The sequence below is a fragment of the Brachybacterium sp. HMSC06H03 genome (genome assembly GCF_001807385.1).
Classification (GTDB): Bacteria; Actinomycetota; Actinomycetes; order Actinomycetales; family Dermabacteraceae; genus Brachybacterium; species Brachybacterium conglomeratum.
Genome location: NZ_KV788679.1, coordinates 1 through 9,210 on the forward strand (window position 1 = coordinate 1; position 9,210 = coordinate 9,210).

The 9,210-nt window shown below is 72.4% G+C and carries 11 protein-coding genes; 8 read left to right on the forward strand and 3 right to left on the reverse strand.

Features of this window, described 5'->3' with window-relative positions; translation table 11 throughout:
* A partial coding sequence (locus HMPREF3159_RS02860; RefSeq protein ID WP_141748038.1) for a LamB/YcsF family protein occupies positions 1–440 on the reverse strand: 440 nt, incomplete at its 3' end.
* 346 nt (positions 441–786) lie between these two features.
* Here HMPREF3159_RS02860 and HMPREF3159_RS02865 point away from each other — a divergent pair.
* The 4 genes from HMPREF3159_RS02865 to HMPREF3159_RS02880 all read left to right on the forward strand — a co-directional run bounded on the left by HMPREF3159_RS02865 (position 787) and on the right by HMPREF3159_RS02880 (position 3,758).
* Positions 787–1,857, forward strand: coding sequence for a hypothetical protein (locus tag HMPREF3159_RS02865; RefSeq protein ID WP_070499585.1), 1,071 nt, complete (start codon positions 787–789; stop codon positions 1,855–1,857).
* A gap of 130 nt (positions 1,858–1,987) precedes the next feature.
* A complete protein-coding gene (locus HMPREF3159_RS02870; protein ID WP_070499586.1) occupies positions 1,988–2,482 on the forward strand; it encodes an RNA polymerase sigma factor in 495 nt (164 codons plus the stop codon).
* Positions 2,479–3,108: a methylated-DNA--[protein]-cysteine S-methyltransferase gene (locus HMPREF3159_RS02875; RefSeq protein ID WP_070499587.1), complete on the forward strand. Its 630-nt coding sequence runs from the start codon at positions 2,479–2,481 to the stop codon at positions 3,106–3,108. The genes HMPREF3159_RS02870 and HMPREF3159_RS02875 overlap by 4 nt, the downstream gene beginning before the upstream one ends.
* Positions 3,105–3,758: a DNA-3-methyladenine glycosylase I gene (locus HMPREF3159_RS02880; RefSeq protein ID WP_141748039.1), complete on the forward strand. Its 654-nt coding sequence runs from the start codon at positions 3,105–3,107 to the stop codon at positions 3,756–3,758. Before HMPREF3159_RS02875 ends, HMPREF3159_RS02880 begins: the two co-directional genes overlap by 4 nt.
* A gap of 36 nt (positions 3,759–3,794) precedes the next feature.
* On the opposite strand, the gene HMPREF3159_RS02885 is transcribed toward HMPREF3159_RS02880, so the two are convergent.
* Both HMPREF3159_RS02885 and HMPREF3159_RS02890 read right to left on the reverse strand, forming a co-directional pair.
* Entirely contained in the window at positions 3,795–4,811 is a 1,017-nt protein-coding gene (locus tag HMPREF3159_RS02885) for an NAD-dependent protein deacetylase (RefSeq protein ID WP_070499588.1), read from the reverse strand.
* Positions 4,808–5,491, reverse strand: coding sequence for a DedA family protein (locus HMPREF3159_RS02890; RefSeq protein ID WP_070499589.1), 684 nt, complete (start codon positions 5,489–5,491; stop codon positions 4,808–4,810). The genes HMPREF3159_RS02885 and HMPREF3159_RS02890 overlap by 4 nt, the downstream gene beginning before the upstream one ends.
* Positions 5,492–5,905: 414 nt before the next feature.
* On the opposite strand from HMPREF3159_RS02890, the gene HMPREF3159_RS02895 reads away from it, so the two are divergent.
* The 4 genes from HMPREF3159_RS02895 to HMPREF3159_RS02905 all read left to right on the forward strand — a co-directional run bounded on the left by HMPREF3159_RS02895 (position 5,906) and on the right by HMPREF3159_RS02905 (position 9,172).
* Complete coding sequence (locus HMPREF3159_RS02895; RefSeq protein WP_246821443.1) at positions 5,906–6,997, forward strand: ABC transporter substrate-binding protein; 1,092 nt, start codon at positions 5,906–5,908, stop codon at positions 6,995–6,997.
* On the forward strand, positions 6,927–7,217 hold the full coding sequence (locus tag HMPREF3159_RS17770) for a hypothetical protein (RefSeq protein WP_246821445.1): 291 nt from the start codon (positions 6,927–6,929) through the stop codon (positions 7,215–7,217). The genes HMPREF3159_RS02895 and HMPREF3159_RS17770 overlap by 71 nt, the downstream gene beginning before the upstream one ends.
* Before the next feature lie 91 nt (positions 7,218–7,308).
* The gene (locus tag HMPREF3159_RS02900) at positions 7,309–8,247 is read left to right on the forward strand and encodes a carbohydrate ABC transporter permease (RefSeq protein ID WP_070499590.1); all 939 of its coding nucleotides are present in this window, start codon (positions 7,309–7,311) and stop codon (positions 8,245–8,247) included.
* Positions 8,240–9,172, forward strand: coding sequence for a carbohydrate ABC transporter permease (locus HMPREF3159_RS02905; RefSeq protein ID WP_070499591.1), 933 nt, complete (start codon positions 8,240–8,242; stop codon positions 9,170–9,172). The genes HMPREF3159_RS02900 and HMPREF3159_RS02905 overlap by 8 nt, the downstream gene beginning before the upstream one ends.
* The last annotated feature ends 38 nt before the right edge of the window (positions 9,173–9,210 follow it).

A 9,210-nucleotide genomic window follows, 5' to 3' on the forward strand; every position in this document is an offset into this window, starting at 1 on the left:
GCCGCCACCAGGGGCAGGCCGCCGAGCTCGCCGAGCGCCCGCACCACCGCCCCGGCCTGCGCCTCGTGACGGGCGAGCGCGTTGTACAGGGCACCGTGCGGCTTCACCCCGCGCACGCTGGTCCCCTCCGCGCGGGCCATCGCCTGCAGCGCCCCGACCTGGACGACCACCTGGTCCGTGAGGTCGTCCGGGGCGATGTCGAGGAAGCGTCGGCCGAAGCCCTGCAGGTCCGGATAGGCGACATGCGCCGTGATCGCGACGCCGCGTGCGGCGGCTGCCCGGCAGGCGGCGCGCATCGTCGAGCCGTCCCCGGCGTGGCCGCCGCAGGCGATGTTCGCGGTGGTGACGACCTCGAGCATCGCGGCGTCGTCCCCCATCGACCAGTCGCCGAAGCCCTCCCCGAGGTCGGCGTTGAGGTCGACGACGGCGGTGGCGGTCATGGGCGGGCTCCTTCGTCCGACGGCGGGGTCCTCCCCATCGTCGGCCCCGACCGCGCGGACGTCATCCCGCTCTGCGTCCGACGGGACGCGCAGGCGCCATGCCGCGCGTTCGCATGCCCCGGCCCGCAAGAGTTTCCCAGCCCTTCTGCGCCTGGGACGACTCATGGACGCCGCGCCATGAGTCGCCACCGGCACAGAACCTGGCCGGCCGGGGTCCGGGCGGCGGCGGCTGGTGCGGCCCAGCACCGAGGGCCGGAGTCGAGGTTCTGCACCGCTGAGGAGCCGTGCCGGCGATGAGATGAGTCCCCAGCGGCGCAGAACCTGCGGCCCCCGATAGCCTCGGGGGATGAGCGCGACCCCGGCGTCCCCTGCCCCTGACGCGTCGGCCGATGCGTCGACACGGATCCCCGACCTCCCCGCCGGGATCGGCGGCACCGATCCGACCGCACCGCTGCAGTACACCGCCGAAGACGTCGCCGCCGCCCGTGACCTGCTCGAACGGGTGCGGAGAGGGGAGGCGACGGTACCGGATGGCATGTCTCGCCCGTCCGGCCCGCCAGCCGTCGTCCAGCCCGACCCGTCGGTCTCACAGGACGACGTCGTCCATCCCGACCCGTCGGTCTCACAGGACGACGGCGGCCGGCCCGACCCGTCGGCCGCCCAGGAGCCCGCGCCGGTGGTGACCCTGAGCGATGAGCAGATCGCCGCGCTCGACGGCTACGAGCGCCGCCAGTTCGTGGCCCTGCCCTGGCTCGACGCGCATCCCGAGCAGCGACGCGTCGCCGCGGCCGTCGCGCTGCGCGGCATGATCGCCGGCGGTCAGGTCCTCACCCGCACCGCCCGGCACGAGGAGGGGCCGCGCTGGCGGGCCATCCCCGAGATCTCCGGCTGCCTCGTGCTGCGCCGCACCGCGGAGTCGTTCACCACCGCCGAGCGGACCGTTCGCACCGAGGCCGGGCCGCAGGTCCACCGCCTGCACTGCTACAGCCACCCCGGCGGGGTGCTCGAGGAGGAGACGACGGCCGACGGCCTCCACCGCTTCACCGTCCTCCGCGCCGAGGAGGCGACCGTGCGCCTGGCCGCCTTCCTCGACCCCGCAGGCCTCGCCGATCCCGCCGCCGATGCCGAGTCCGACACCGGCGGCGGGAGCGTCCACGTGCGCGGCTCGGAGCTGCCCGCCCACCCGCTCGCCGCGCAGCTCGCCGCGACCCGGGCGCTGACCGTCCTGACCCGCGTGCGCACGGCCGACGGGACCGTCCAGCAGCTCAGCGCCTACGCGACCGCCGGCGGGATGCTCACCATGGAGGCCCTCGACCCCGGCGTCGAGGACCCGCGCCTCGAGTTCCGCCGCGTCGGCCCCGCGTCCCTGCGCGCGCTCGCGACGGTGCTGGTCAGCGGCCAGGGCGCGCCGCAGTGACGCTGCCGGCGGGGGAGCACTCGCGGTCATCGGCGCGGGGGTCGACGCCGCTCCCAGGACCGCCCTCCGCGCCTCGATCGGACCCCGACCTCACATCCCCGGCCGCCCGCGCGTCTGCAGGGTGATGACCATGAAGATCCCCTACGAGACCGCGGTCCAGCGGCACGGCCCCACCGTGCTGCGGGTGTGCTGCGCCGTGCTCGGCCCGGGACCCGACGCCGAGGACGCCTGGGCGGAGACGTTCCTGGCGGCGCTGACCTCCTGGCCCGATCTCGCGGAGGACACCAACGTCGAGGCCTGGCTGGTGCGCGTCGCGCACCGCAAGGCCATCGACGTCACCCGCCGCCGGGTCCGGCACGCCGTGCCCACGGACGACCTGCCCGAGCAGACCTCCCGCCGTGGGAACCCCGGCGGGGACGACGGGGTCTGGACCGCCGTCGCGGCCCTGCCCGAGCGGCAGCGGCTCGCTGTCGCCTATCACTACCTCGGCGGACTCCCGCACGCCGAGACCGCCGCCCTGATCGGCGGGAGCGCCGAGACCGTCCGCCGCGCCTCGGCCGACGGCATCCGAGCCCTTCGACGGACCTTCGCCGCGGGCGACGACACGGAAGGAGCCGCGCGATGACCGATACCCCGAGCCTCCCCGAGCACCTCACGACGAACGAGCGGGAGGCGCTCTTCCCGCTCCCCGACCCGGCCCTGGCAGGACTCCGCGCCCGTCTCGTGCAGCAGGCCGACGACGCCGGCCTCGTCGAGGTCGCCTATCGCACGCTCGACACCCCCGTCGGCCCCCTCCTGCTCGCCGCGACCGCGCAGGGCCTGGTCCGCGTCGCCTTCGAGCGCGAGGGCTTCGACGCCGTGCTCGCCGCTCTCGCGACGAGGGTCAGCCCCCGCGTGCTGGAGGCGCCGCGCCGGCTCGACGAGGCGGCCGCCGAGCTGGAGGAGTACTTCACCGGCGCCCGCCGCCGCTTCGACCTGCCTCTGGACCGCGCCCTGTCCACCGGCTTCCGCGAGAAGGTCCAGCGCGTCCTGCCCCGGATCGACTACGGCTCCACCCGCTCCTACAAGGAGATCGCCGAGCTCGTGGGCAGCCCGCGGGCCGTGCGCGCCGTCGGCACCGCCTGCGCCACCAACCCGCTGCCGATCGTCGTGCCCTGCCATCGCGTGCTGCGCACCGACGGCGCGCTCGGCGGCTACATCGGCGGCCTCGATGCGAAGACCGCCCTGCTGACCCTGGAGAGGACCGCATGACCGCCCCTGACCCCCGCACCGGCCCCGACACCGGCACCGGCACCGGCGCCGGCTCCGACACCGACGTCGTGATCGGCGAGGACGGCCTGGCCCGCCCCGCCTGGGCGGCGAGCGACCCGATGCTGCGCGAGTACTACGACACCGAGTGGGGCATGCCCGTCCGCGACGAGCAGGGCATGTACGAGCGGATCAGCCTCGAGGCTTTCCAGGCCGGGCTGTCCTGGGCGACGATCCTGCGCAAGCGGCCCGCCTTCCGCACCGCCTTCGACGGCTTCGACCCCGAGGCCGTCGCCCGCTACGGCGAGGCGGAGGTCGAGCGGCTCATGGCCGACGCCGGCATCGTGCGCAACCGCGCGAAGATCCTCGCGACCATCACCAATGCGAAGGCGACCCTGGCGCTGCGGGAGAAGGGCGGGCTCGTCGACCTCGTGTGGTCCTTCCAGCCGGGGACGACGCCCGCGCCGAGGACCGTCGCCGAGATCCCCACCCGGTCGCCGGAGTCGACGGCGCTGTCGAAGGCCCTGCGCAAGGAGGGCTTCGCCTTCGTGGGGCCGACGACGATGTTCGCGCTGATGGAGGCCGTCGGCATCCTCGACACCCACCTGCTGGGTTCGCACCGCCGCGGCACCTCCGGCGTCTGGGAGGCCTGAGGGTCCGGGCGGGGCCGACGGGACGGCCGGTCCGGATCAGCCCGCCGCGCCGACGGCGCGGGCCCACTGCGCGAGCACGTCCTCGAGGCGGCCGTGGACGCGCCGGGACGCGTCGGAATCGGCGCGGGTCGGACCGTCGTTGAGGATCACCACCGGTTTGCCCTGCTTCCGGGCGGCGCGCACGAAGCGCAGCCCCGACTGCACCGTCAGCGAGGAGCCCAGCACCAGCAGGGCGCGCGCCTGCTCGAGCGCGGCGAAGGCGGAGGCGACCACCTCTCGCCGGGCGGACTCGCCGAAGAAGACCACGTCGGGCTTGAGGATCCCGCCGCACAGCGGGCACGGCGGGTAGCGGAAGGAGCTGGTGCGGTCGACCTCGGCGTCCCCGTCGGGCGCCTGGGCGGCATCGGCCGCGAGCTCGGGGAGGCGGGCTGCGAGCTCGGGGTTCATCGCGAGCATCCGGGCGTGCAGGGCGGCGCGCGAGGAGAGGGCGTCGCACTGCTGGCAGCGCACCCGGTCCAGGCGTCCGTGCAGGTCGATCACCGGATCCGAGCCGGCGGCGGCATGCAGGCCGTCCACGTTCTGGGTGATCACGGCGGTGACGGGGAAGGCGGCGGGGGACAGCACCGCGAGCAGTCGGTGGGAACGGCCGGGCCGGGCGCTGCGGAACTGCTCCCAGCCGACGGTGGAGCGGGCCCAGTACCGGCGTCGGGCGAGGTCGTGCCCCATGAACTCCTGGTAGGTCATGGGGGAGCGGGGCACCGCATCGCGGCCCCGGTAGTCCGGCAGGCCCGAGCCCGTGGACATCCCCGCCCCGGTCAGCACCGCGACCGGCCGGTCCCGCAGCAGCGCGAGCGCCTCGTCGATCTCGTGGTCGTGGCTGCGCAGGCCGTAGCGCGCCCCCTCCATCGGCCCCCAGGCGGGCAGGCGCGGCCCGCCGCGGGTCGGGCCCGGGCCGTCCAGCGGTCGGGAGGTCGCGGTCGCGAACCAGCGGCCGACGTCCGCCGCGGGACCGGCGAGGCCGGAGCGGGGCGAGGTGTCCTCGGCGCGACTCATTCCTCGAGCGTAGAGCGCGAGTCGGTCGCCGTGGCGCCATCGGCGCCGGAGGTCGCTCCATCCTCCGCGTCGGCCCGGTCCCGCCGCGAGCGGATCCGCTGGGTCGCCAGTCCCACCAGGGCGAGGACCCCGATCCCCGCCACGATCGAGGAGTAGATCCGCACGAAGCCCTCGAGCGCCTCGCCGCCGGCCTGTCCGAAGGCGTAGCCCGCGACCACGAACACCGCGTTCCAGATCGCGGAGCCGAGCCCTGTGGCCAGGGCGAACAGCCACACGGGCATCTTCTCGATCCCTGCCGGGACCGAGATGAAGGTGCGCACCATCGGCACGAAGCGCGCGAGCGCCACGGCGGGGAAGCCCCAGCGCTCGAAGAACCGCAGCGCCATGGTCACGTCCTTCTCCTCGAGCAGCGGGAGGCGCCGCACGAGCGCCGTGGTGCGCCGCAGCCCGAGCGCGCGCCCCACCCCGTACACGCCGAGCCCGCCGAGCACGGAGCCGAGCGTGGTCCAGAAGATCGGCACCAGCACGTGCTGGCCGTTCGCCGCCGCGGTGACGCCGGCGAAGGGGAGCAGCACCTCGCCGGGGATCGGAGGGAACAGCGCCTCGGAGGCGATCACGAGTGCGGTGCCGGGACCGCCCAGGAACTCCATCAGGGCGATCGCCCATGCCGTGACGTCCACAGGGGCCTCCCGTCCTGGCGCATCGGCTGGCGCGTGCACCGTAGCGGGGGGCGGTGGAGGGCAGGTGAACGGCACGTGGCGACAGACGAGGCGCACGCCCATCAGCCGCCTTGCAGACGCGTGTTGCAACTTTGCATCGACCTGTTGACAACGATGGGATGAAGCGCTTTCCTAGTGGTGATCCACCCCACTTCAGCGTGATCGACCACCCCTGAACATGCCGAGTGGCAGTCCATGAAGGCGATGAAACCTTTCATGGCTCGGGGGCGCTGCGGCTGATCGTCGCCTCGTCCCCTGTCGGGCCTCGGACCTCGCACGGTCCCCGGCCCCTCGCCCCCTCCTGTGTGCGATGACCACGGCGGTCACCGCACGACCGCCGTCCCCGACGACCGCACGAAGATCAAAGGAGATCTCATGATCGACCGACGCTCAGCCCTTGCCCTCGGCCTCGCCGTCCCCGGACTCGCCGGCCTCGCGGCCTGCGGGCCCAACGCCTCCGGCGGGACCGGGGGCGGCGGAGGCGGCGGCAGCGCCGACTCCGGCTCCCTGCGCCTGGCCTGGTGGGGCAACCCCACCCGCAACGAGAACACCGAGAACGCGGTGGCCGCCTACAAGGAGTCCGCCCCCGACGTCACCATCTCCCTCGAGCCGGGGGAGTGGAGCGGCTACTGGGACAAGCTCGCCACCCAGACCGCCGGCGGCGACTTCCCCGACGTGGTCCAGATGGACGAGAAGTACCTCGCCGAGTACGGCGAGCGCGGCGCCCTGCTCGACCTGGCCGGCGCCGGCCTGGACACCTCCGAGTTCGTCGAAGGCTCCGTCGAGGTGGGCGAGCTGGCGGACGTCGGACTCGCCGCGATCAGCGCGGGCCTGAACGCCTTCGCCTTCGCGATCAACCCCGTCGTGTTCGAGCAGGCCGGCGTCGAGATCCCCGACGACACCACCTGGACCTGGGACGACGTGATCGACACCGCGGTCGCGATCTCCGAGGCGACGCCCGACGGCACCTGGGGCATGACCCAGGTGGGCTCCGTCCAGGGCCTGTTCCAGGTGTGGGTGCGCCAGGCCGGCCAGGACCAGTACAAGGACGGCGCGGCGGGCTTCGACGTCCCCACCGCCACCGCCTGGTTCGAGTGGGCCAAGCGCATCCAGGACACCGGTGCCGGGCCCGACGCCTCCACCTCCGTGGAGGACGCCGCCGCCTCCATGGACCAGTCGCTGTTCAACACCGGCAGGATCGGCATGACGGTGCTGTGGTCCAACCAGGTCGTCGCTCACGACGCGCTGGCCGAGAAGGGGATCCTCGTGCTGCGGCCGCCGTCGGTCGCGGGCTCCGCCGCCCGAGGCGCAGCTCTGGTACAAGGCCTCGATGTACTGGGCCGTCTCCGCCAAGAGCGCGAACCCCGAGGCCGCCGTCGCCTTCGTCGACTTCCTCGTGAACTCGCCCGAGGCCGGGAAGATCCTCTCGGTCGAGCGGGGCGTGCCCGGCAACCTCGCCGTGCGTGAATCGATCGTCGGCGACCTCGACGAGTCCAGCATCAAGGCCGTCGACTTCCTGAACGCGATCGAGTCCGAGCTCGGTGCCCCGCCGGAGATCACCCCGCAGGGCGGCGGCGAGTTCGAGGCCATCCTCACCCGCGCCTGCGACGACATGCTCTTCGGCACCATCACCGCCGAGGAGGCCGCTCAGCGGCTCCTCGACGAACTGTCCGCGGCCCTGTCCTGACCCCCACCGACCACCGGCTCGTCCGGGGCCGGGCGAGCACTGCTCCGCCCGGCCCCGGCGCGCCCCGCAGATCCCCGAAGGGAGGACCCGCATGAGCGCCGTCGGAGAGCTCGCCCAGATCGTCTCCCGCCGCGACAAGCGCGGCCCCCGCGAGAAGCACCCCGACAACAAGGTCGGACTCGCCTTCATGACGCCCTGGCTGCTCGGCCTGCTGGGCATCACGATCCTGCCGATGATCGCCAGCCTGGCGCTGTCCTTCACCGACTACTCCATGCTCGCCGCCCCCGAGTGGGTGGGGTTGGAGAACTCCCAGCGGATGCTCGGCGACACCCGCCTGCACAACTCGCTGATCGTCACCTTCACCTACGTGGTCGTGGGCGTTCCGCTGCAGCTCGCCGCCGCGCTGCTGCTGGCCGTGGTGCTGAACCATGGCATGCGCGGGCTGTCGTTCTACCGCTCGGTGTTCTACCTGCCCTCCCTGCTGGGCGGCTCGGTCGCGATCTCGATCCTGTGGCGGCAGATGTTCGGCGCCTCCGGCCTGGTCAACCAGCTGCTGGGCGCGCTCGGCTTCGAGAACCTCCCCGGCTGGGTCTCCACCCCGGACACGGCGCTGTGGACCATCATCCTGCTGCACGTGTGGACCTTCGGCTCCCCGATGATCATCTTCCTGGCGGGCCTGCGGCAGATCCCGCAGATGTACTACGAGGCCGCGTCCGTCGACGGCGCCTCGAAGGTCGCGCAGTTCTTCCGGATCACGATCCCGCTGCTCACCCCGATCATCTTCTTCAACCTGGTCCTGCAGGTGATCAACGCGTTCCAGACCTTCACCCAGGCCTTCGTGGTCTCGGGAGGGACCGGCGGACCGTCGGACTCGACGATGTTCTACACGCTCTACCTCTACCTCAAGGGCTTCGGCCAGTTCGACATGGGGTACGCCTCCGCGATGGCCTGGCTGCTGCTGGTCATCGTCGCGATCTTCACCGCGATCAACTTCTTCGTCTCCAAGTTCTGGGTGCATTACGATGACTGACCTCGCACGCCCCGCCGCCCCCGTCGACGAGACCCCGGCAGGCACCGCCGCCGGCGCCTCCGCGCCCCGCACTCCGGTGGCCCCGCGCTCCCACGGCGCCCGCACCGTCAGGGCGGTCCTCAAGCACACGATGATGATCGCCGCGAGCCTGGCGATGATCTACCCGCTGCTGTGGATGGTGGTCTCGTCCCTGCGTCCCAACGACGAGATCTTCCGCAACCCGTCGCTGTTCCCGCTGTCCTTCGACGTCGACAACTACGTGCGCGGATGGAGCGCGCAGTCGTTCGAGTTCTCGCACTATCTGATGAACTCGACCCTGCTCGTGGTGGGCTGCGTGATCGGCAACCTGTTCGCCTGCACGCTCACCGCCTACGCCTTCGCGCGGCTGCGGTTCTGGGGCCGCAACATCGCCTTCGCGATGATGCTCATGACCCTGATGCTGCCGATCCACGTGGTGATCGTGCCGCAGTACATCATGTTCTCCCAGACCGGCTGGGTGAACACGATGCTGCCGCTGATCCTGCCGAAGTTCCTGGCCACGGATGCGTTCTTCGTGTTCCTGATGGTGCAGTTCATCCGCGGCATCCCACGGGAGCTGGACGAGGCCGCGCGCATCGACGGCTGCGGGCACTTCCGGATCTTCTTCCGGGTCATCCTGCCGCTGATGACCCCGGCGCTCGCGACCACCACGATCTTCACCTTCATGTGGACGTGGAACGATTTCTTCGGCTCGCTGATCTACCTCACCACGCCGGACAACTTCACCGTCCCGCTGGCGCTGAAGTCCTTCCTGGACGGACAGGGCACGAGCGACTGGGGCGCCATGTTCGCGATGTCGATCGTGTCCCTGATCCCGTTGTTCCTGGTGTTCCTGTTCGGCCAGAGGTTCCTGGTCAAGGGCTTCGCCACCACCGGCATCAAGTGAGGGCGGCGGCGGTGGCCTCCTCGAGCGAGGGGGCGGTG